This window comes from Leucobacter allii (assembly GCF_022919155.1).
Taxonomy (GTDB): domain Bacteria; phylum Actinomycetota; class Actinomycetes; order Actinomycetales; family Microbacteriaceae; genus Leucobacter; species Leucobacter allii.
The window spans coordinates 1,840,642-1,861,986 of record NZ_CP095045.1; the positions used below are offsets into that span (position 1 = coordinate 1,840,642).

General features: G+C 72.6%; 18 protein-coding genes. 4 read left to right on the top strand and 14 right to left on the bottom strand.

Translation table 11 applies throughout. The features are described from left to right. Positions 1-40 precede the first annotated feature (40 nt). The gene (locus tag MUN78_RS08670) at positions 41-3,664 is read left to right on the top strand and encodes an error-prone DNA polymerase (RefSeq protein WP_244725806.1); all 3,624 of its coding nucleotides are present in this window, start codon (positions 41-43) and stop codon (positions 3,662-3,664) included. Between the two features lie 147 nt (positions 3,665-3,811). On the opposite strand, the gene MUN78_RS08675 is transcribed toward MUN78_RS08670, so the two are convergent. The 10 genes from MUN78_RS08675 to MUN78_RS08720 all read right to left on the bottom strand — a co-directional run bounded on the left by MUN78_RS08675 (position 3,812) and on the right by MUN78_RS08720 (position 13,920). Then, positions 3,812-5,281: an aldehyde dehydrogenase family protein gene (locus tag MUN78_RS08675; protein ID WP_244725808.1), complete on the bottom strand. Its 1,470-nt coding sequence runs from the start codon at positions 5,279-5,281 to the stop codon at positions 3,812-3,814. Further along, positions 5,278-6,066, bottom strand: a complete 789-nt coding sequence (locus tag MUN78_RS08680; RefSeq protein WP_244689158.1) for a sugar isomerase domain-containing protein — start codon at positions 6,064-6,066, stop codon at positions 5,278-5,280. Before MUN78_RS08680 ends, MUN78_RS08675 begins: the two co-directional genes overlap by 4 nt. A gap of 55 nt (positions 6,067-6,121) precedes the next feature. Next, on the bottom strand, positions 6,122-6,859 hold the full coding sequence (locus MUN78_RS08685) for a nucleoside phosphorylase (RefSeq protein WP_244725810.1): 738 nt from the start codon (positions 6,857-6,859) through the stop codon (positions 6,122-6,124). Between the two features lie 66 nt (positions 6,860-6,925). After that, a complete protein-coding gene (locus MUN78_RS08690; RefSeq protein ID WP_244725812.1) occupies positions 6,926-7,852 on the bottom strand; it encodes a carbohydrate kinase family protein in 927 nt (308 codons plus the stop codon). Further along, on the bottom strand, positions 7,849-8,415 hold the full coding sequence (locus MUN78_RS08695; RefSeq protein ID WP_244725813.1) for a cysteine hydrolase family protein: 567 nt from the start codon (positions 8,413-8,415) through the stop codon (positions 7,849-7,851). The genes MUN78_RS08690 and MUN78_RS08695 overlap by 4 nt, the downstream gene beginning before the upstream one ends. Before the next feature lie 14 nt (positions 8,416-8,429). Beyond that, entirely contained in the window at positions 8,430-9,332 is a 903-nt protein-coding gene (locus MUN78_RS08700) for an ABC transporter permease (protein WP_244725815.1), read from the bottom strand. Further along, positions 9,329-10,462, bottom strand: a complete 1,134-nt coding sequence (locus tag MUN78_RS08705) for an ABC transporter permease (RefSeq protein ID WP_244725817.1) — start codon at positions 10,460-10,462, stop codon at positions 9,329-9,331. Before MUN78_RS08705 ends, MUN78_RS08700 begins: the two co-directional genes overlap by 4 nt. After that, on the bottom strand, positions 10,459-12,021 hold the full coding sequence (locus MUN78_RS08710; protein WP_244725819.1) for an ABC transporter ATP-binding protein: 1,563 nt from the start codon (positions 12,019-12,021) through the stop codon (positions 10,459-10,461). The genes MUN78_RS08705 and MUN78_RS08710 overlap by 4 nt, the downstream gene beginning before the upstream one ends. Positions 12,022-12,092: 71 nt before the next feature. Continuing rightward, positions 12,093-13,154, bottom strand: a complete 1,062-nt coding sequence (locus MUN78_RS08715) for a BMP family lipoprotein (protein ID WP_244689170.1) — start codon at positions 13,152-13,154, stop codon at positions 12,093-12,095. Next, positions 13,072-13,920 carry a GntR family transcriptional regulator gene (locus tag MUN78_RS08720; RefSeq protein ID WP_244725820.1) on the bottom strand — a complete coding sequence of 283 codons (849 nt, stop codon included), beginning with the start codon at positions 13,918-13,920 and terminating at the stop codon, positions 13,072-13,074. Before MUN78_RS08720 ends, MUN78_RS08715 begins: the two co-directional genes overlap by 83 nt. 166 nt (positions 13,921-14,086) lie before the next feature. Here MUN78_RS08720 and MUN78_RS08725 point away from each other — a divergent pair, with 166 nt between their 5' ends. Further along, positions 14,087-15,364 (top strand): nicotinate phosphoribosyltransferase, encoded by a 1,278-nt coding sequence (locus MUN78_RS08725; protein ID WP_244730046.1) that lies wholly within the window; start codon positions 14,087-14,089, stop codon positions 15,362-15,364. 77 nt (positions 15,365-15,441) lie between these two features. On the opposite strand, the gene MUN78_RS08730 is transcribed toward MUN78_RS08725, so the two are convergent. Genes MUN78_RS08730 through MUN78_RS08740 form a run of 3 tightly spaced genes read right to left on the bottom strand, consistent with a single transcriptional unit; the run spans position 15,442 to position 18,328 of the window. Further along, entirely contained in the window at positions 15,442-15,729 is a 288-nt protein-coding gene (locus MUN78_RS08730) for a DUF3039 domain-containing protein (protein WP_244689173.1), read from the bottom strand. A gap of 44 nt (positions 15,730-15,773) precedes the next feature. Further along, positions 15,774-17,345 carry a hypothetical protein gene (locus MUN78_RS08735; protein WP_244725822.1) on the bottom strand — a complete coding sequence of 524 codons (1,572 nt, stop codon included), beginning with the start codon at positions 17,343-17,345 and terminating at the stop codon, positions 15,774-15,776. After that, the gene (locus tag MUN78_RS08740; protein WP_244725824.1) at positions 17,315-18,328 is read right to left on the bottom strand and encodes an ABC transporter ATP-binding protein; all 1,014 of its coding nucleotides are present in this window, start codon (positions 18,326-18,328) and stop codon (positions 17,315-17,317) included. Before MUN78_RS08740 ends, MUN78_RS08735 begins: the two co-directional genes overlap by 31 nt. Positions 18,329-18,421: 93 nt before the next feature. Between MUN78_RS08740 and MUN78_RS08745 the strand changes: the two genes are divergently transcribed. Continuing rightward, positions 18,422-19,210, top strand: coding sequence for an ABC transporter permease (locus MUN78_RS08745; protein WP_244689178.1), 789 nt, complete (start codon positions 18,422-18,424; stop codon positions 19,208-19,210). A 1-nt stretch (position 19,211) separates the two neighbouring features. Beyond that, positions 19,212-19,973, top strand: coding sequence for an ABC transporter ATP-binding protein (locus tag MUN78_RS08750; protein ID WP_244689180.1), 762 nt, complete (start codon positions 19,212-19,214; stop codon positions 19,971-19,973). A gap of 88 nt (positions 19,974-20,061) precedes the next feature. Here the strand turns inward: MUN78_RS08750 and MUN78_RS08755 are convergent, their stop codons facing one another. Further along, complete coding sequence (locus MUN78_RS08755; RefSeq protein ID WP_244725826.1) at positions 20,062-21,306, bottom strand: CDP-glycerol glycerophosphotransferase family protein; 1,245 nt, start codon at positions 21,304-21,306, stop codon at positions 20,062-20,064. Positions 21,307-21,345 lie beyond the last annotated feature (39 nt).

The following is a 21,345-nucleotide window of genomic DNA, read 5'->3' on the forward strand; positions in this document are numbered from 1 at the left end:
CCTCTCCCGCACCCGCGATCCCACGGAACGGAGGACGCATATGAGATGGACCAACCCCCCGCTGCCCTGGCGGGAGTTCGAGCGGAAGCTCTCGGCGCCCCCGGCCCCGAGCGCGATCCCGGGTTCGAGCCCGAGCACGACCCCGAGCCCGCCGCGGGCGGCCGCCGAGCCCGCACCGCGGCCGCCCGCACCCCGGGACCGCATCGCGGAGGCCCGGAAGGCCGTGCCGTACGCGGAGCTCCACGTGCACTCGCACTTCAGCTTCCTCGACGGAGCCTCCTCCCCCGACGCGCTCTACACCGAGGCCGCCGAGCTCGGACTCGCCGGGATCGCGCTCACCGACCACGACGGCTTCTACGGGGCCGCCGCCTTCGCCGCCGCGGCCGACGCGGCAGCCGAAACCGCGGCAGCCGAAGCCGCGGATAGGGCTGCTGCCTCGGCTGGAGAGGCCGAAGCCGCAGCAGCCGATGCCGCGGACGCCTCCCGAACCGCGGCCGCCGCACTCCCGCTCACCGTCTACGGCGCCGAGCTCTCCCTCGGGCTCGACGCCCCGCAGCTCGGCGTCGCCGACCCTGCGGGCACCCATCTGCTCGCGCTCGCCCGCGGCCCCGCCGGATACCACCGGCTCTCGGGAGCGATCACGGAGGCGCAGCTCGCCGGCGGCGAGAAGGGCCGCCCCGTCTACGACCTCGAGGCGCTCGCCGGCGCCGCCGACGGCTCCTGGGCGATCCTCACCGGCTGCCGCAAGGGCGCCGTCCGCCGCGCTCTCGCCCGAGCCTCCACCCGGGAGGCCGGGGAGACCGCGGCGCTCGCGGAGCTCGACCGCCTCATCGCGCTCTTCGGGCGGGAGAACGTCCACGTCGAGCTGACCCACCACGGCCACCCGGGCGACGACCCGATGAACGACCGCCTCCTCGCGCTCGCGGCGGCCCGCGGACTCCCCGCCGTCGCGACCGGCAACGTCCACTACGCGACCGCCGCGCAGGCCCCCCTCGCGGAGTCGATGGCGGCGGTGCGCGCCAGACGCAGCCTCGACGAGCTCGACCCCCACCTGCCCGCGAGCGGCGCCGCCCACCTGCGCAGCGGCGCCGCCATGCTCCGCAGGTTCGCCCGCACCCCCGACGCGATCGCCCGCACCGTGCCGCTCGCCGAGGAGCTCGCCTTCCCGCTGCGGGCCGCCCGCCCCCGGCTCCCGAAGCTCGACGTGCCCGCGGGGCACACGCAGATGAGCTGGCTGCGGCGGCTCGTGGAGGAGGGCGCCGCGGCGCGCTACGGCGCCGCTCTGAGCGATCGCCACCGCGATCGCCTCCGCCGCGAGCTCGCGGTCATCGAGCGCAAGGACTTCCCCGGATACTTCCTCATCGTCCACGACCTCGTCCGGGAGGCCCGCGAGCGCCGCATCCTCTGCCAGGGGCGCGGCTCCGCCGCGAACTCCGCGGTGTGCTACGCGCTGCGCATCACCGAGGTCGACTCCGTCTTCTACGATCTCCCCTTCGAGCGCTTCCTGTCGAGCCTGCGCGACGAGGAGCCCGACATCGACGTCGACTTCGACTCCGAACGGCGCGAGGAGATCATCCAGTACGTCTACGACGCCTACGGCCGCAGGAACGCCGCGCAGGTGGCGAACGTCATCAGCTACCGGCCGAAAGCCGCGATCCGGGATGCGGCGAAGGCCCTCGGCTACAGCCCCGGGCAGCAGCGGGCGTGGACGCGCGGGCTGGAGCGCTCCTCGCGCATCGACGCGGAGGACGCCGAGCACCCGATCCCGATGCCCGTGCGCCGGCTCGCGCACCAGTTCCTCAAGGCCCCCAGGCACCTCGGCATCCACTCCGGCGGCATGGTGCTCACCGAGCGCCCCGTCGGAGAGGTCTGCCCCATCGAGCACGCCCGCATGGACCGCCGCACCGTGCTGCAGTGGGACAAGGACTCCTGCGAGACCATGGGGCTCGTCAAGTTCGACCTGCTCGGCCTCGGCATGCTCAGCGCGCTGCAGAAGACGATGGATCTCGTCGCCGCCGCGACGGGCGAGCGCTGGACCCTCGACACCGTGCCGAAGGAGGAGGCCGGCGTCTACGACATGCTCTGCCGGGCCGACGCGGTCGGCGTCTTCCAGGTGGAGAGCCGCGCGCAGCTGAACACGCTGCCGCGGCTGCTCCCGCGCGAGTTCTACGACCTCGTCATCGAGATCGCGCTGATCCGCCCCGGCCCCATCCAGGGCGGCGCCGTGCACCCGTACCTGCGCCGCAAGAGCGGCGCGGATCCCGTGAGCTACCCGCACCCCAAGCTCGAGCCCGTGCTGGAGCGCACGCTCGGGGTGCCGCTCTTCCAGGAGCAGCTGATGCAGATGGCGGTCGCGGTCGGCAATTGCAGCGCCGAGGACGCCGATCTCCTCCGCCGGGCGATGGGGTCCAAGCGCGGCCAGGAGCGCATCGGCCGCCTCAAGGACAAGATGTTCGCGGGAATGGCGGCGAACGGCATCACCGGCGATGAGGCCGCGCACCTCTACGGGCAGATCGAGGCCTTCGCGAGCTTCGGCTTCGCCGAGAGCCATTCGATCAGCTTCGCACTGCTCGTCTACGTCAGCTCGTGGTTCAAGCTCCACTACCCCGCGGCGTTCCTCGCGGGCCTGCTGCGCTCCCAGCCGATGGGCTTCTACTCCTCGCGCTCCCTCGTCGAGGACGCCCGCAGGCACGGCGTGGAGGTGCGCCCCGTCGACGTGCAACGCTCGGGAGCGGAGAGCGGACTCGAAGCGCTCGCCGAACCGACCGCGACGAATTCCGGCGGCGCGGATTCCGGCGGCGCTTCGGATCCCCGCCCGGCGGGGCGCGGCGCCGCGGGCGGCCCTCCCCCCATCGCGGCCGCCACGGGCCTCGCATCCTGCCGCGCGGATCCGCAGCCCCCGGTGGGCCCCTTCGACGCCGATGCGCCGGACACGAGCGGCCGGCATCGCCGGGATGGCGCCCTCGCGGTCCGACTCGGCCTCACGGAGGTGCGCGGCATCGAGCGCGCCGTCGCCGAGCGCATCGTAGCCGCCCGCGCGGACGGCCCCTTCGCCGACCTCGCCGACCTCGCCCGCCGCGCGGACCTCGATCGACCGCGGCTCGAGGCGCTCGCCTCCGCCGGGGCCTGCGCGGGCCTCGGGATCGACCGCAGGGAAGCGCTCTGGGCCGCCGGTCCCGCGGCCGACAACCGCGAGCGCTACCTCCCCGGCATCGCCGTGCACGTGCAGCCGCCGCTGCTGCCGCTGCTCAGCGACGCCGAGCAGACCGCGCTCGACCTCTGGACGACGGGGATCGCGACGGGCGCGCACCCCCTCGCGCTCCTGCGCGACGGCCTCGACGCGCGCGGCGTGGTGCGCTCGGACCGGGCGTTGCGCACCCGGTCCGGTGCGCTCGTGGAGGTCGCGGGGCTCGTCACGCACCGGCAGCGGCCCGGCACCGCGGGCGGCGTGACCTTCCTCACGCTGGAGGACGAGGCCGGCACCGTGAACGTCGTCACCTGGGCGAAGGTCTGGGCGCGGTACCGCAGGATCGCGCACGGCGCCCCCGCGCTGATCGTCCGCGGCGTCCTCGAGCGCTCGCCCGAAGGGGTGCTGAACGTGATCGCCGAGTCCTTCGCGGAGCTCGCGGCCCCGGCGGGCGTCTCCTCCCGCGATTTCCGATGAGGCGGCGGGGCCGCGGGACGCGAGGCGTCCGCAGAGGCGCGGACCGCGGGGCCGCGGGACGCCGCCCGAGCACAGCCCGCCACCGGAGCACAGCCCGCGACCGGGGCACGGACCGCGACCGGAGGGGCCGGCCGCGGTCCGCCGCGCTCAGGCCGTGCGCCGCCGGATCCGGATATGGCGCTGCTGCATCATCCCCTCCAGCCCCTCGGTGCCGAGCTCGCGCCCGAAGCCCGACATCTTCCACCCGCCGAAGGGGGCCTGGAGCTCCGACACGTCGTTGACGTTCACGCCGACGCCGCCGGCGTGGATGCGCTCGGCGACGCCCCAGGCGCGATCCAGATCGTCGCCGAACACGTACGCCGCGAGCCCGTAGTCGCCGCGGTTGGCGATCGCCGCCACGTCGTCGTCGGCGCCGAACCGGTGCACGGCGACGAGGGGGCCGAAGGTCTCCTCGCGCATGACGAGCGCGTCCGCGGGAACGCGGTCGAGCACCGTCGGCTCGAAGAACATCTCCGCGCGCAGCCCCGCGGCGAGCTCGGGCGCACGGCCCCCCGCGCGCAGCGCGGCGCCCGCCGCGACCGCCTCGTCGATGTGCCGCCGGGATTTCTCGATCACCGCGGCGGTGGTGACCGGACCGCCGGTGATGCCTGGCTCGACGCCGTGACCCAGCCGGATCGCGCGCGCCTCGGCTGCGACCGCCTCGACGAAGTCGTCGGCGATGCGGTCGGCCACGAGGATCCGGTTGACCGCGATGCAGATCTGACCCGCGTTGGAGAACGAGCGGCGCGCGGCGGCTGCCGCGGCCTCCGCGATATCGGCGTCGTCGAGCACGATGAACGGGGAGTGCCCCCCGAGTTCGAGCGTGACCCGCTTCATCGACGCTGCGGCGGAGCGCATGATCGCCTGCCCGGTCGCCGTCGACGCCGTCGCGGTGATGGCATCGATATCGGGATGCTCCGACAGGCGCGATCCCGCGGCGAGCGCCCCGGGAAGATCCGACAGCACCCCCTCAGGCAGCCCCGCGTCGAGGAAGCACTGCACGAAGGCGGCGACGGCGAGCGGCGTCTCGACCGGCGGCTTCACGATGACCGCGTTGCCCGCGGCGAGCGCCGGCCCCACCTTCCAGGCGTACAGATCGACCGGGTAGTTCCACGGCACGATCGCCGCGACCACGCCGAGGGGCTCCCAGGTGACGAGGGAGCGGATGTCCCGGCGCGCGGTCGGGCGGATCGACCCGGATACGCGTCGGCCCTGCTCGGCGTAGTAGCGGATCACCTGCGCGCCGAAGGAGATCTCCTTCACGCTGTCGGCCACGGTCTTGCCCTGCTCGCGGGTGAGCAGTTCGGCCATGGCGGGGGTCCGCTCGTCGACGAGCGCCGCGGCGCGCAGCAGCACGTCGCAGCGCTCATCGGCCGTGAGCGCGCTCCAGCGGGAGAAGCCCGCCCGGGCCGCGATCACCGCGCGATCGACGTCCGCGGCCCCGGCGACGGCGCTCGTGCCGACGAGCTCGCCCGTCGCCGGGTCGCGCACCTCGACGGTCGCGCCGTCCGCCGCATCGACCCAGGCGCCGCCGATGCAGAGCCCGCGCTCCGTGCGCATCGCCATCTCCGCGGTCACTGGTGCTCCGGCGCCGAGAACTCGCGCGAGCGCAGCCGTCGCCACAGCTCCGCGTAGTTGAGGTCGTTCTGACGGTGCGCGAGGGCGGTGCGGTTCGAGTTCGTGTTCACCATGATCATGGGCTTCTCGCCGCGCGCGACCAGCGCCGCGGAGGTCGACGCGTTGATCGCGTGCCCGGCCGCCACGGCGATCGAGGTGGACGTCGGCCCCACCGGGTACTCGAGCCCGTCGATGAACTGCGAAGCGTCCTCGAGCGGGATCCCCGTGTCGATGACGACGTCGGCGATCTCGTACAGGCGCTTGCCCGAGGAGTGCCGGCTCTCCACCTGCGACGAGTGCGGCACGGAGGTCACCGCGATGACCTTGAGCCCCCGCTCCTTGAACTCGACCGCCATGTCGAGGATGACCGCGTTGATCCCCGAGTGCGAGAACAGCACGAGCGCGTCCCCGTCCTTGATCTGGTGGGAGCGCAGGATCGCCTTGCCGTACCCCTCTCGGGTGTGCAGGAAGCGGTACTGCGCGGTGCCCTGGTCGCCGAGCACGTGGTGCATGAGGGCGATGGAGCTCTCCACGATGGGGCGGAAGCCGGTGACGCCGCCCGTCCGGGGGAACATCTCGAGCGCGGCGAAGCCGCCGTGCCCGGTGCCGAAGGTGAAGACGAGTCCGTCCCCCGCGATGGTGTCGGCGCAGATCTCGGCGGCCTGCGCGATGGCCTCGTCCTGCGTGTCGCGCACGCGCTGCAGCTTCTCGATGACGTCGTCGAAGTACCCGGTTGCGATACTCATGATGCTGGTCCTCTCGTGTTTCGTAGTGGTCGTTCGGTTCGTGATGGTGCGGGGCTCAGGACGCGGCGAGGGCTTCCAGCCCCGCCCGCAGCAGTTCGAGCTCGGCGTCGCGCCGCTCCTCGGCCTCGAGCTTCGAGAAGTCCGCGCCGCTGACGCTCGCGAGGCACAGCGAGGCTGCGGCGATGCCCCGGGCGCGCGCCACGACGAACACGGCGCTCGTCTCCATATCGATGCCGACGACGTGCTGGGCCAGGCGGCGCTCGGCGAGCGCCTCCTGGCCCGCCGGGTCGTCGCGGAGCATCATGTCCGTGTAGAACCCGTCGGCGGTGTCGTAGATGCCGGAGCGGACGCCGCGCCCCGTCGCGCGCGCCGCGGCCTCGACGTGCGCGGTGAGCGCGAAGTCGGCGACGGCGGGGTACTCGATCGGCAGGTAGGTCTGCGAGGTGCCCTCGCCCCGGATCGCGCCGTGCGCGATCACGAGATCGCCCAGCTCGCTCGGGCCCGCCGTCATCACGGTGCCGAGCCGCAGCACGCGGCGCACCCCGATCGAGGCCAGTTCGTCGACGACGACGGCGGCGATGGGCGCCCCCATGCCGAAGGCGCTCACGGTGATCCGCCGCCCGCGATAGGTCCCGGTGGCGGTCGTGAGGCCGCGGTCCTCGTTGAGGAGCACGGCGTCCTCGAGCAGTTCGGTGGCCAGGAGCACGCGGCCGCGATCGCCGACGATGATGGCGTCCTCGCCGACCTGCTCGGGGGTGCAGTGCAGGTACCAGGCTTCTCGTGCGGTGGTCATGCGTTCCTCTTCTTCTTCTTCTGGTCGCCCCGCATCGATCGGGACGGGTGTCATCTTCTGCAGTGGTCAGTTCGGCGCGGTCGGCGAGGGCTTCGCGGTCGCGGCGTTCGCGGCGCGGGCGGCGAGCAGCGCGCCCGTGGCGGCCGACGCCCGCGCGATGAGCGCGAGCGCGGCCTCGGGGGTGGGATCGTCGTGCGCGGCCAGGAGCCCCGCGAGCGTGCCGGAGAAGGTGTCCCCGGCGCCCGTGGTGTCGACGCCGGAGACGGGCGTCGCCGGCACGCGCCCGCGGGATGCCGCCGTGCCGTGCGCGTCGATCTCCAGCAGCTCCGCACCGCGGGCGCCGTGGGTCACGACGACGAGCGTGCCGGGACGCGCGAGCGCCGCGACGGTGCCGAGCACCGCCGATTCGCCCTCACTCAGGGTGACGACGCTCGCCCGCCGCGCGAGGACGGCCGCGAGCTCCTCGGTGAGCGAGGAGGGGTCCTGCTTCACGACCCACATCACCCGGCACGCCGCGTCGACGGCGCGGACGCCGGCGAGCGTCGCGGCGGCGGGGCCGATGGTCGCCACGAGCAGCCCGGCGTCCGCGAGCACCGCGCTCTGCTCGGCCGAGAGCTCGTCGGGGTGGCAGTCCCCCGGGTCGAAGAGGCAGATCGTGCCCTGGCCCTCCGGGTAGAGGAGGTGCGAGTTCGGGGTGCGCGTGCCGCGACGGCTCACGGCGGTCGTGTCGGCCCCGGCATCGGCGACGGCGCGGGTCCAGGCCTCGCCGGCCGCGTCCGCCCCGACCCAGGAGAGGGCGCGCACGCGCGCCGCGCCCTGCGCGGCCAGCGCCGCGGCCCGGGTGACGTGGGCGACGCCGCCCATGCGCGGCCACTCGTCGGCGCGGGAGCGCACGAGGGTGGTGGCGTCGTGCCCCTCGAACGGAGCGATCTGCAACGCGTAGTCGACGCTGGCGTATCCGCTCACCACCACGTCGGGAACGCGTCCGGTCACAGCAGCGCCTCGGCCTCGGCGAGCGGGACCACGCGGCCGAAGTAGCGGTCGATGTCCTCGAGGCTCGCCTCGGCGAGGTGCGGGCGGTTCGAGTTCGTCGCCTCGCGGGGCACCACGGGTTCGAAGCCGCCGGCGAAGGCGTCCTGCACCGTCGCGCGGATGCAGACGTTCGTCTTCACCCCGGCGATGACGAGCCGCGAGATCCCCTGCTCGCGCAGCACGAGCGCGAGGTCGGTCGCGTAGAACGCCGAATAGCGGCGCTTGGGCACCACGATCTCGCGCACGCGCTCCTCCGGCTCGAATCCCGGGAAGAACTCGGCGTCGCGCTCGCCCGCCTGGTGGTGGCGCGGGAGCTTCGCGAACTCGAAATCCGCGAGTCCGCGGTAGTGCCGCTCCACGGCGTGCACGAGGAGGGCGTCGCTCGCGCGGGCGGCGTCGCGCAGCCGCGCGAGGGCGGGCAGCGTGTCCTCGACCTCCGGATAGTAATTGGGCTGCCCCGGCTCGTAGAACGAGTTGATGACGTCCACGAGGATCAGCGCCGTGGTCTGTGGTGCGTGGTGCATGGTGTCTTTCATGGTCAGACCGCCACTCGCGTCCGGCGGCGCAGACCGGTGATCCCGGTCCACGCGAGCACGACGACGACGGCGATGTACGGCAGCGTCTGGATGAGGTCGGCGGAGTAGCCGCCACCGGTCTGCAGGCGGATTTGGAGCGCGTCGAAGAAGGAGAACAGCAGGCACGCCAGCGCGGTCGGCAGCGGCTTGGAACGGCCGAAGTAGAACGCCGCCAGCGCCACGAAGCCGCGGCCCGCGATCATGTTCTCGTTGAACAGTCCGCTCACGCCGAGCGCGAGGGCCACGCCGCCGAGCCCGGCGAGCAGGCCCGCGAGCGTGCCGGCCGTGTCGCGGAGGGCGAGCGCGCGCACGCCGAGGGAGGCGGTCGCGACCTCGTTGACCCCCGTGGCGCGCGTCCGCACGCCCCAGCGCGTGTGGGCGAAGGCCCACGCGAGCACGGGGATGAGGAGCACGGCGAGCCAGAACAGGACGTCCTTGCCGCTCAGGACGGCGCCGAGGATCGGCACCTCCTCGACGCCGGGGATCGTGAGACGTGGGATGCGCGGCTGATCGGGGAACTTCAGGGTCCCCGAAACCCCGAACTGGGACCTGAGGACGAAGCCGACGATGCCGAGCGCGAGGATGTTGAAGCCGAGACCGACGATGATCTCGTTCGCCGAGAGACGCGTGATGACGAGGCTCATGATGAAGCCCGTGAGTGCGCCCCCGGCCGCCCCCGCGAGCACGCCGGCGAACCAGCTGCCCGTCGCCACGCTCGCGAGGATGCCGCAGAAGGCACCCACGAGCATCTGCCCCTCGAGCCCGATGTTGACGACGCCCGCGCGACGGTGGATCGCTCCGCCGAGCGCCGCGAACACGAGCGGCACGGCGAGGATCAGCGTGGAGTTGATGATGCTGTCGATCACGATGCGACCTCCGACCGCTGCGCGCCCCGCCGCCGCCTCCGCAGGCGCGGCAGGGCGAACTGAGCGACCGCGAGCATCATGACGGTGCCCTGCAGGATGTCGATCAGCTGGATGGGGATGTTGATGAAGAGCTGCACGGTGGCGCCCGCGGCGGCGAGCGCGCCGAAGGCGATCGCCCCGACCACGATGCCGACCGGGTTGAAGCGCGCAAGCAGCGCGATGGCGATGCCCGTGAAGCCGAAGCTCGCGGAGAAGCCCGCCGAGTAGCGATGGACGACGCCGAGCGCGTGCACGGCCCCGCCGAGACCGCCGATCGCGCCCGAGGCGAGCATCGCGGTCATGAGCACCGTCCGCACGCGCAGGCCCTGCGCGGCTGAGAAGCGCGGCGCGCGACCGACGGCGTCGAACTCGAACCCGAGCTGGCTCCGGCGCGCCCAGACCGCGTACGCGATCACGCAGGCGATGGCGATGAGGAAGCCGACGCCGAGCTGTCCGGGCGGCGCGAGCAGCGGCAGCTCGGCGCCGGCGCCGATGTAGGCCGTCGCCGAGTTCGCCTGCCCCGGCGCGAGGAAGAAGGACTGCACGAGCCAGGCCGTCACCCCGGTGACGATGAAGTTGAACATGAGCGTCGAGACGACCTCGTCGACGCCGCACCAGGTGCGCAGCACCGCGGGCACGAGGGCGACGAGCACACCCGCGACGACGCCGGCGACGAGGCAGGCGAGGATCGCGAGAGCGCTCGGCAGCCCCGCGGTCTGCGCCCCGACGACCGAGGCCGCGAGGCCCGCGAAGGCGAAGCTCCCCTCGACGCCGACGTTGAAGACGCCGCCGCGGAACGCGATGGCCGCGGCGAGGCCGGTGAATAGGAGCGGCGTCGCGGCGGTGAGCGTCGCGTTCCACCTGGCCGCGTCGCCGAAGGCCTCCTCGACGAGCATGCCGTAGATGACGAGGGGCTGCTCGCCGCCGATGGCGAGGGCGATCGCGCCGATGACGAGCGCGATGACCACGGGCACGGCGATCCGCCAGACCGCCCGTCCGAGGCCGCCCCAGGGGATCCCCCTGCGCTGCACGGCGACGGGGACGTAGCTGGTGTTCGCGCCCGTGTCGGGCGCCTGCTGCTGGAAGGTCATGCGTGCTCCTCCGACGCGGGATCGTGGTCGCTGCCGAGCATTAGCCGGCCGAGGGCGCCGCGGTCGGCGTTGCGCCCCAGCTCCCCGGCGACGCGGCCCTGGTGGAGCACGATGATGCGATCGGCCAGCGCCTGGATCTCGTCGAGCTCCTCGCTGAAGAGGACGACCGCGCTCCCCGCGTCGCGGGCCTCCCGCAGCTGCTGATGGATGAAGCCGATCCCGCGGATGTCGACGCCGCGGGTCGGCTGGCTCGCCACGAGCACCGCGGGCCGTTCGCGCAGCTCGCGGGCGATCACGACCCGCTGCTGGTTGCCGCCTGAGAGACTCGCGATCGGGTCCTTCGGCGAGCCGTAGCGCACGGCGCCCGCTCGCAGCACGTCGAGGGCGGCGCGCCGCACCCGGGAGCCGACGAGCCATCCGAAGCGGGCGAGCCCGCCGAGCGCGGGCGTCGCGACCGCGTTCTCGGCGATCGACAGCTCGAGCGCGAGTCCCTCGTGCTTGCGATCGGCGCTGACGTAGCCGAAGCCGGCGCGGCGGCGCGCGCGGACCGAGGCCCGACCGAGCGTCGTGCCGCGCAGCGCGACCGTGCCGCGATCCGGGCGCCGCAGCCCGATGAGCACCTCGGCCAGCTCGTCCTGCCCGTTCCCCGCGACGGCGGCGACACCGAGGATCTCGCCCTCGCGCACCTCGAGGTCGACGTCGGTGAGCCGCTCGACGCCGCGGTCGTCGCTGCCGCTGAGCCCGCGGCACACGAGCACCGTCTCGCCGGCCGCCCCGGACCGCGGGGCGGCCGACGGCGCCGGCTCGCCGCCCATGATGAGCTCGGTGAGCAGCGCGACCGTGGCGTCCTCCCGCGCGATGGCCGGCCGGGTCTCCCCGGCGCGGAGCACCGTGATCCAATCGGCGGCCCGCATCACCTCGCCGAGCTTGTGGCTGATGAAGATCACGGTGCGTCCGTCGTCCGCGAGGCGGCGGAGCAGGTCGAGCAGCTGCGCCGCCTGGGCGGGCGCGAGCACCGCGGTCGGCTCGTCCAGGATGAGCAGGTCGGCCCCGCGCCGGATCAGCCGGAGGATCTCCACCTGCTGCTGGATCGCGATCGGGGCGTGCATGGCGGGCAGCGTCCAATCGATCTCGGCGCCGACCGAGGTCGCGAGCCGGTCCGCCTCGGCGCGCGCCGCGCGCCAGTCGATCCGGCCGCCGCGGGTGGGCTCGTCGCCGAGCACGAGATTCTCGAGCAGCGTGAGATCGGGGATGATCGCGAGCTCCTGCTGCACGAGCCCGATCCCGCGTCGGATCGCGTCGCGCGGACTCGTCATCACGACGGACTCTCCGTCGATGAGGATCTCCCCCGCGTCGGGCCGGTCGAGGCCGTAGAGCATCTTCATGAGCGTGCTCTTGCCTGCGCCGTTCTCGCCGATCACCGCGAGCACGGTCCCGCGGTGCGCGACGAGCGAGACGTCGCGGTTCGCGCGCACCGGACCGAAGGAACGCGCGATCCCGCGCGCCTCGATCCGCGGAGGCGCAGCGCCCGGCCGCGCCTCCGTGCTGACGTTGTTCATGATTCCTGTGTCTTCCTCATGCCGCGAGCCGTGCTCGGAGCCGTGGTGGTCGTGACTGGGGGCCGGCCGGTTCAGCTGCCCGAGTAGAAGTCCGGGTAGCCGTCGGTGACGACGTTCCAGACGGTGATGTCGCCATCGATGATGCCCTGGCGGAGCTCATCGAGGGTGTCGAGCGTCGACTGCGGGATCGCGTCCTTCGTGTACTCGAAGTCGGTGAGCCCCACGGCGTCCTCCTTCAGCCCGAACGACACGGTCTCGCCGCCCGGGAACGCGCCGTCGGCGAAGTCCTGCACGAGCGTCTCCACGGCGAGGTCGGTGCGCTTGAGCACGCTCGTGAGCACGGTGCCCGGCGCCTGGCCGTCCTGGTCGTCGTCGACGCCGATCGCGTAGTGGTTCGCCTCCTCGGCGGCCTGGATCACCCCGGCTCCGGTGCCGCCCGCCACCGAGTAGACGATGTCGGCGCCCTTCTCGAACATGGACTGCGCGAGCTGCTGGCCCTTCGCCGGGTCGCCGAAGTCGTTCGAGTAGGCGGTGAGCACCTCGACGTCGGGATCGACGTCCTTCGCCCCCTGGATGAAGCCGACGAGGAACTTGTCGATGCCGACGCCGGCGGTGCCGCCGATGACGCCGATCACCTTGTCCTCGTTGATCCGCGGGTCGTCGGTGTTCGAGGTCTGCAGCGCGGCGAGCGCCCCGGCGAGGTACGAGCCCTCCTGCTCCTGGAAGAGCACGGAGGCGACGTTGTCGCCCTCGGCCTCGGCATTGACGATCACCCAGTCGGTGTCGGGGAAGTCCTGCGCGACGCTCCCGATGATCTCGTTGTGCGAGTACTCGAGATCGACCACGAGATTGACGCCAGACTGCCCGGCGCGGCGGAGCAGCTGCTCGCCCTGGCCCACGACGTCGTCGGACTCGATCGTGTTGCCGGAGATCCCCGTGGCGTCGAGCGCGCTCTCGAACCCGGCGTTCGCGAGATCGTTGTACGACTGGTCGCCCAGGCCGCCCTGCGCGATGACGAGGGCGGCCTTGTCGCCGCCCGAGGCGGCGCCGTCAGTCGCGCCCCCCGAGCAGGCCGTTACGGCGAGGAGCGTAACCGCCACCGGTGCGATGAGCAGTGCTCGAGTTCGTTTCATGTCGTCCTCCGTTGGATGGGTTGGTGAGTGAGACGCGGTAGAGGTAGTGGGTGCCGAGATAGCGCGCGCGGACGTGCTCGACGAGGGTGTCGGCGGCGTCGTAGGAGGTGCGGTCGACCTCGATGAGGGCCGTGCCCGGCTCGACGCCCAGGTGCTCGGCCTCGGCCGGCTCGGCGTTGACGGCCCGCAGCGTCTCCTCGCCGCGGACGAGCGCGATGCCCGCGGCGCGCAGTGCGGCGTAGAAGGAGTAGTCCTCGCGCGCGGCCTCCTGCTCGTCGAGCCCGACCGCCGCCGCGATACCCTCCGGGATGACGAGCCGCTGGAGGCCGACCGGGGCCCCGCCGACGCTTCTGATGCGCTCGACGAGCACGAGCCCGGACTCCTCGGGGAACGGCGAGTTCGGGCGCCGCGTGGTGCTCGCCGCGAACTCCGCGTAGTCGAGCAGGGTGCTCCCGGGCGCGAGGCCGAGCGTCTCGATGTGCTCGCTGAAGCTCGAGAGTTCGGGGAGGTCCCGCTCCATCGGCCGGGGACGGACGAAGGTGCCCTTGCCCTGCTTGCGGATCACGAGCCCGCGGTCGGTGAGGAGCTCGAAGGCCTTCATGATCGTCGCGCGCGAGAGGTTGTTCTCGGCCGCGAGGGCGGGCTCGCTGGGGAGACGAGTGCCCGGCGCGAGCTGCTCGCTCGCGATGTGCTCCTCGAGCGCGTTCGCCAGTTGCATGTAGAGGGGCTGCGCCCCGCGTGCGGTGGTGAGTTCGAATCGCAACATTGCTCCTCGTGAATTCCGGTCATCCGGTTGTCCGGACAAGTATACGCGCCGAGCGTTGCAGCGCAAGTGCGGGTGTCGGATCGGCCCGCCCCGCTACACTGACGACGTGCACTCCGCGACGACGCCCGCTTCGACGGCCCTCCTCACCGATCACTACGAACTCACCATGGTCGATGCCGCGCTGCAGGCCGGCACCGCCGAGCGGCGGAGCGTGTTCGAGCTCTTCGCCCGTCGCCTCACCGGGGCCAGGCGCTACGGCGTCGTCGCCGGCACCGGGCGCCTGCTGGAGGCGATCGAGCGGTTCCGCTTCGGCGACGCGGAGCTCGAGTTCCTGCGCGACCGGGGCGTGGTGCGCGAGCGCACCCTCGACTGGCTCGCGGACTTCCGCTTCAGCGGGAACGTCTGGGGGTACCCCGAGGGCGAGGTCTTCTTCCCGGGCTCCCCCCTCGTCACGGTCGAGTCGAGCTTCGCCGAGGGCGTGCTGCTCGAGACGCTCGCGCTCAGCATCCTCAACGCCGACTCGGCCGTCGCCACCGCCGCTTCGCGCATGGTGCACGCGGCGCACGGCAAGCCGCTCGCCGAGATGGGCTCGCGCCGCACGGGCGAGTTCAGCGCCGTCGCCGCTGCGCGCGCCGCGTACATCGCGGGCTTCAGCGCGACCTCGAATCTCGAGGCGGGCCGCCGGTACGGCATCCCCACCATGGGCACGGCCGCGCACAGCTTCACCCTGCTGCACGACACCGAGCGCGCCGCCTTCGCCGCTCAGATCGCCGCTCTCGGCACGGACACCACGCTGCTCGTCGACACCTACGACATCGAACAGGGCGTGCGCACCGCCATCGACGTGGCGGGGACCGAACTCGGCGCCGTCCGCATCGACTCCGGGGACCTCCCCGTGGTCGTCGCGCGCGTCCGCAGGCTCCTCGACGAGCTGGGCGCCACGCGCACCCGCATCACCGTGACGAACGACCTCGACGAGCACACGGTCGCGGCCCTCGCCGCCTCCCCCGTCGACAGCTTCGGCGTCGGCACCTCCGTGGTCGTCGGCTCGGGCACCCCCACCATGGGCATGGTCTACAAGCTCGTCGCGCACACCGACGACGCCGGCGGCTGGGTCTCGGTCGCGAAGAAGTCGGCCGACAAGGTCTCCGTCGGCGGTCGCAAGAGCGTGCGCCGCGGGCTCTCAGACCGCGGCGTCGCGACCGCCGAGCTCATCCTGCTCGGCGACGGCCCCGGCGGCGCGGAGGAGGGCGCCGAGCTCGCGGGATCCAGCCGGGAGGTGCTCGTCCCCCTCGTCGTCTCGGGCGAGGTGCGGCGGGAGCACACCGGCATCGACGGGATCGCCGCGGCGCGCGAGCGGCACCGCCGCTGCGTGCAGGAGCTCCCCCCGGTCGCCATGAGCCTGACGCGGGGCGATCCGGCCATTCCGACCGAGTACCGCTGATCCCGGGCGGAGCCCGTCACCGATCACCGCGCGCGGTCCCCGCGCACGGCGCACCGCCTCGCGGACGGCGGGACGCCCTACTTGCGCATGCGCTCGTAGACCCGCTTGCAGTCGGGGCAGACGGGGAACTTCTCCGGGTCGCGGGACGGGGTCCACTTCTTTCCGCAGAGCGCGCGCACGGGCTTCCCGGTGACCGCGGACTCGAGGATCTTGTCCTTCGGCACGTAGTGGGAGAAGCGCTCGTGGTCGCCGTCCTCGATCTGCTCGTCCTCGAGCAGCTTCTCGAGCTCGCGGTCGAGCACGTCGGTGCCGCCGGCGGCCCCGCCGCCGGCCGGATCGGAATCGCGTCGCGTGAAGATACCCATGCGCCGATTCTACCCCCGCCGGCGCGGCCGCGCCCGGCGGATGCTCAGTCGAAGACCTGGGTCACCGCGATGAGCTCGGGGCCGCTGCGGTCGAAGATCCAGCCGCCGATGAGGATGCAGAGCCCGAGCACGGCGGCGCCGTAGCCGACGCCGAAGGCGAGCGCCCAGAGGTTCTGCACGAACGAGACGTCCACGACCGCCGTGAGGGAGAACCACACGGGGGGCACGGCGAGCACGAGCGCCAGCAGCATCGAGAGCGTCTGCGCGAGGCCCGATCCCGAGCCCGACCACTGCGGCTGCACGAACGGGCTGTCGCCCGGTCGCGTCGCCGGGTACGGCATGAGCGCCGAGAAGATGCTCGAGGAGGCGCAGGCCGCGAGGAGCACGGCGACGTTCATGCCCGCGACGGCGGGGAGCACCCGCCAGTCCCCCAGCAGCGTCACCGTGACGCTCGAACCGATGAGTGCGAGCGGGATCCCGATGAGCAGCACGGGGGCCAGCCGCCCCGCCCGGTCCGCACGGCCGCGGGTGCCGCTCGCGACGTGCTCCCAGATCGCCGTGGAGTCCATCGAGACGTCGTTGTGCTGCGACCAGCCCAGCAGCAGCAGGATGACGGGCAGCGGCAGCAGCGACAGCAGGTGCGGGTCCGCACCGGCCACCCAGAAGGCCACGATCATCACGATCGGCGCGATCGGGATCGCGAACAGCGCGACGCGATACCGCGGATCGCGCGCCCAGTAGGTCATGGCGCGCGCGGCGATCACCTGAGAGGGCCGAGCGGAGAACCGCTCGAACCAACCGAGCCCGGTGCGCGCCACGCCCGCACCGATCGGGCGCTCCACGTGCTGATTGGCGATCCAGGTGATCGGGATCCAGATCGCGATGAGCAGCAGGATCGCCCCGCCCGCGATCGCGAGCCGCAGGATCGCGGCGTCGAGATCTCCGGCCGCCGCGAGTCCGAGCGCCGCGAACGGCGCGCCGAACGGCGTCCAGGAGAGAATGTCGACGAGCCCGTCCACGAGACCCCGGCCGTCGGGGCCGAATGCCGTCGCCCCGGCGAAGACGGCGACGGGCAGGAACGCCACGAGCAGCACCGTTCCGACCGTGCGCACCGCTCCGGCGTAGCGCACGCCCGCGATGAGCTTCGAGACGGCTGACATCACGCGCGTGCTGCACAGTCCGAGAACGGCCGCCAGCCCGAGCGCGAGCGGGGCGATCCAGCCGGGCGCCGCCCACTCCGGGCGGAGCACCCCGAGCGCCGCGAGCCACAGCGCGAACAGCAGGAACGGCCAGGTGAGGATCGCCGAGCTCAGCAGCGCGAAGCCGATCGAGCCGGGCGACGCCGGGTACTGGGCGAACTGCCGCGGTTCGAGGTTGCGCCGGTTCTCGAAGAACGGCACGAGGAACACCGCGACCAGCACGACGGAGCCGATGATGGTGTCGAGGATCGCGCGGTCGGCGCCGGCGGGCAGCAGGGCCGTGGGGAACCAGGCGAGCGCGATCGCGCCCGCGGCGAGCAGGAGGTAGAGCAGTGCCGTGCGCAGCCCCCTCCCGAACGACCCCCGGAAGCCACCGCCCAGCAGCGCTAGACGGAGTCGGAAGAGCCGTGCAACCACTCGAGCCCCTTCCTCGTATCGCTCATGCCGGTCAGCTGGGTGAAGCGCTCCTCGAGGCTGAGGCCGTCGCGAACCGCGTCGACCGTGCCCTGCGCGATCACGCTGCCGTCGACGATGATCGTGACGTGGTCGCAGACGCGCTGGATGAGGTCCAGGCTGTGGCTCGACATGATGACGCTGCCGCCGCCCGAGACGTACTTCTCGAGGATATCCGTGACGTTCGAGGCCGAGACGGGGTCGATCGCCTCGAACGGCTCGTCGAGGACGAGCACCTCGGGGGCATGGATCATCGAGCACGCCAGCGCGATCTTCTTCTGCATGCCGGCGGAGTAGTCGGAGACGAGGCGCCCGAGGGCCGATTCGAGGCCGAAGGCCTCGGCGAGCTCGGCCGAGCGCTCGGCGACCGCCGCCTCGGGCACGCCGTGCAGCACGCCGGAGTAGTAGAGCAGCTGGGCGCCGGTCAGCCGGTCGAAGAGCCGCAGGCGATCGGGCAGCGTGCCGATCAGACGCTTCGCCGCGGGTCCGTCGGTCCACACATCGACGCCGCTCACGGTGACCCGACCGGAGGTCGGGCGCAGCAGGCCGCTGATCATCGAGAGCGTGGTCGTCTTGCCCGCGCCGTTCGGGCCCACGATGCCCGTGAAGGAACCCGCGTGCACCTCGATCGAGACGTCGCCGGCGGCGACGAGGGAGCCGTAGGTCTTCGTGAGCACCTCGGTGCTCAGCACGACCGGGTTCTGGGCGGCGATCCGCCCGCGCTCGCGGGCTCGGACGACCGACGGGACGGGAACCTGGATGCGCCCCGTGCGCGTCGGCGCGGCACTCCCCTCGGCGGCTTCCTGCGCGGCCTCGCGGGGCGCCTCGTCCTCCGCGCCGCTGCGGCTCGGACGCACCCGCGGGGCGCCGGCGGCGGACGCCTGCGGAGCCGCGGCGACGGCCGGATGACCCGTCGCCGAAGGCTCTCCTGGCTCAGGAACGGGCACGGCTGACGAGGTTACGGGCGGCACGCTCCCTAATTTATCAAACTCCGGGAGCGCGCCGCGCATCCGACGCGGCGGAGACGGCAGAATAGCGGTGTGCATTCTTCTCCCGAGCGACGCGAACGCCGCGCGAGCACGTGGTCGTCGCTATGGCTCCTCACCCGCAGGGACCTGAAGGTCCGGTATTCGACCTCCCTGCTGGGCTATCTCTGGTCGATCCTCGATCCCCTGCTCATGAGCCTGATCTACTGGTTCGTGTTCACGCAGGTCTTCTCCCGATCGGTCGGCGAGGAGCCCTACATCGTGTTCCTGCTCACAGCGCTGCTGCCGTGGGTGTGGATCAACGGGGCGATCACCGATGCGACGCGCGCCTTCCTCCGCGACGTGAAGCTCGTGCGCTCGGTCTCTCTCCCCCACTGGATCTGGGTCGGGCGCATCGTGTGCTCGAAGGGGATCGAGTTCGTCCTCAGCCTGCCCGTGCTCGTGGTGTTCGCCGTCGTATCGGGCGCGCGCGTCGGCTGGGAGCTCGCGCTCTTCCCGCTCGCGGTGCTGCTGCTCGCGGCGCTCGTGCTCGGGATCGGGCTCATCGTCGCCCCCCTCGTCGTCTTCTTCCGGGATCTCGAGCGGGCGGCCAAGCTCGTGCTGCGGGTGCTCTTCTACGCCTCGCCCATCATCTACGGGGCCGCCGACCTGCCGGCGTTCGCGCAGCCGCTCGCGTGGCTGAACCCGCTCTCGGGCATCTTCGCCCTGTTCCGCGCGGGGTTCTTCCCCGATCAGCTCGACTGGCCGCTCGTGGGCGCGTCCGCGGCGTTCACCCTCATCATCCTCGCCGTCGGCGTGGTCGTCTTCCGCCGCTCCATCGGCGGCGTGCTGAAGGAGCTGTGACGTGACTGAGACGACCCCGGGGCGGGCGGACGCCCCGATCATCACCGCCGACGGCCTCGGCGTGCGATTCCGCCGCAACCGCGGCTCGCGCCGCAGCTTCAAGGACCTGTTCTCGGGGCGATCACGCCGCGGGCGTCCGGGCGAGTTCTGGGCGCTGCGCGACGTCTCCTTCTCGGTCGCGCGCGGCGAGGCGATCGGCGTCGTCGGCCGCAACGGCCAGGGCAAGTCGACGCTCCTGAAGCTCGTCGCCGGCGTCCTGTTCCCCGATGAGGGGCGGGTGCGCGTGCACGGCGGCGTGGCGCCCATCATCGAGATCACGGGCGGCTTCGTCGGGGACCTCACCGTGCGCGACAACGTCCACCTCACCGCGGGGCTGCACGGCCTCGGCAAGCGGGAGATCGCGGAGCGCTTCGATGCGATCATCGACTTCGCGGGCGCCGGCGACGTGATCGACACGCCGTTCAAGCACCTCTCGAGCGGCATGAAGGTGCGCGTCGCGTTCTCGCTCATCTCGCAGCTCGACGAGCCCGTGCTGCTCGTGGACGAGGTCCTCGCGGTGGGCGACAAGGCGTTCCGCGCGAAGTGCTACCAGCGGATCGAGGCGCTGCTCGCCGAGGGCAAGACGCTGTTCCTCGTCTCGCACAACGAGCGCGATCTGCGCCGCTTTTGCTCCCGCGGCCTCTACCTCGACCGCGGCGCGCTCGTGCTCGACGGCCCCATCGAGGACGTGCTCGCGCGGTACAACGCAGACCATCCGGTCTGAGCCGCCCGGTCCCGGGCCGCGCGGCAGCCCGCGCGGCCCGGGACCGGCGTTGCGGTGCGGGATCGGCCGCGCGCGGGATCTGCGCCCCTCAGCGCGCTCCGGGATCGGCGAGGTCGCGGGCCCGCCACTCCTCCGAGCGCGCGAACAGCGTCTCGATCGCGGCGTGGAAGCGCCGCGTGGGCGCTCCGGGCGCCGTGTCCCCGAAGTAGTGCTGCGACCAGGTCCCGAGCCGCTCCCGGGCCGCGTCGTCGCCGATCACCCGGTCGAGCACGGCGACGATGTCGGCGGTCTCCCCCGCATCGAGCCATTCGCAGACGCTCAGGTAGCCGCCCTCGTCGACCTCGGCCTCCGCGGAGCGCGGACGCGTCACCATCAGCGGCTTGCCCGTCGCGAGCCGGTCGTAGACCATCGCGGAGATGTCGCAGATGGCCACGTCGGGGAGGCTCAGCTGCCAGCCGAGCGCCGGGGCCTCGTCGTAGACGTGCTGCGCCGACGGATCGCGCCGGTTCGCCTCGGCGATCGCCTCGATGATCCGCCGGTTCGCCGCGCCGAAGGCGGCATCGACGACGCCGCTGCGGGGGTGCGGCCGGTACACCACCCGGTGCCGGTCGGAGGCGAGCAGCGCCCGGACGAGACGCTCGCCGTGGGTCGCGACGGAGCCGTAGCTGGCGGCCGGTCGATCGCCCTCCCAGGTGGGCGCGTAGAAGACGACGGTGCGTCCGTCGGGCGCGAACGGCGGCGCGCCGTCCAGATGATCGGTCTGGGGTCGCCCGATCGGGATCGTGCGCGTGGCGACGTCGTAGTTCCAGAGCGCCCGTGACAGCCGTTCGCGGGCCGCATCGCCGGCGACGAAGGCGTAGTCGTAGGCCTGATGCTGATTGCTCGTCATGTACATCTTGTCGCTCTCGCCGTGGTTGACGAAGACGTGCCAGCGATGGCCGTAGCGCATCATCTGGAAGTTGCGGGTGTTCTGGTTGACGTACAGGATCACGTCGAGCGGATGCCGCGTGACCTCGCGTTCGAGGTCGGTGACCTTCGGTGCGAAGACGACGTCGAGGCCGCTCTCGGTGAGCAGCTGCCGCGCCCCCGCGGCGTTGCGCGCGAGCACGAGCACCGGGTGGACGCGCGCGAGCTCCTGGAGCGGCGCGTACCACTGCCGCATCTGGTAGATGTTCACATCGCTGTCGGCGAAGTAGACGCCGACCCGGTAGCCCCGCTCGGGGAGCGGGCCGCGCTCCTCGAGCAGCGCGCGGAGCTCGAAGTACGCGCGACGCCCCTTGAGCACCCGTTTGGCCAGCCGGACGGCGCGCCGCCCATCGTTCACCAGTCCCATCCCTCCAGAATACCCGGGCGCGGGCCGCGCCGGCCGTGT

What these genes read in the sequence shown, in the direction of transcription:
- MUN78_RS08695 (WP_244725813.1), bottom strand. Translation starts at nt 8,415, where the DNA reads ATGCACCACGCACCACAGACCACGGCGCTGATCCTCGTGGACGTCATC.
- MUN78_RS08730 (WP_244689173.1), bottom strand. Translation starts at nt 15,729, where the DNA reads ATGGGTATCTTCACGCGACGCGATTCCGATCCGGCCGGCGGCGGGGCC.
- MUN78_RS08670 (WP_244725806.1), top strand. Translation starts at nt 41, where the DNA reads ATGAGATGGACCAACCCCCCGCTGCCCTGGCGGGAGTTCGAGCGGAAG.
- MUN78_RS08705 (WP_244725817.1), bottom strand. Translation starts at nt 10,462, where the DNA reads ATGACCTTCCAGCAGCAGGCGCCCGACACGGGCGCGAACACCAGCTAC.
- MUN78_RS08710 (WP_244725819.1), bottom strand. Translation starts at nt 12,021, where the DNA reads ATGAACAACGTCAGCACGGAGGCGCGGCCGGGCGCTGCGCCTCCGCGG.
- MUN78_RS08755 (WP_244725826.1), bottom strand. Translation starts at nt 21,306, where the DNA reads ATGGGACTGGTGAACGATGGGCGGCGCGCCGTCCGGCTGGCCAAACGG.
- MUN78_RS08725 (WP_244730046.1), top strand. Translation starts at nt 14,087, where the DNA reads ATGGTCGATGCCGCGCTGCAGGCCGGCACCGCCGAGCGGCGGAGCGTG.
- MUN78_RS08715 (WP_244689170.1), bottom strand. Translation starts at nt 13,154, where the DNA reads ATGAAACGAACTCGAGCACTGCTCATCGCACCGGTGGCGGTTACGCTC.
- MUN78_RS08720 (WP_244725820.1), bottom strand. Translation starts at nt 13,920, where the DNA reads ATGTTGCGATTCGAACTCACCACCGCACGCGGGGCGCAGCCCCTCTAC.
- MUN78_RS08680 (WP_244689158.1), bottom strand. Translation starts at nt 6,066, where the DNA reads ATGAGTATCGCAACCGGGTACTTCGACGACGTCATCGAGAAGCTGCAG.
- MUN78_RS08685 (WP_244725810.1), bottom strand. Translation starts at nt 6,859, where the DNA reads ATGACCACCGCACGAGAAGCCTGGTACCTGCACTGCACCCCCGAGCAG.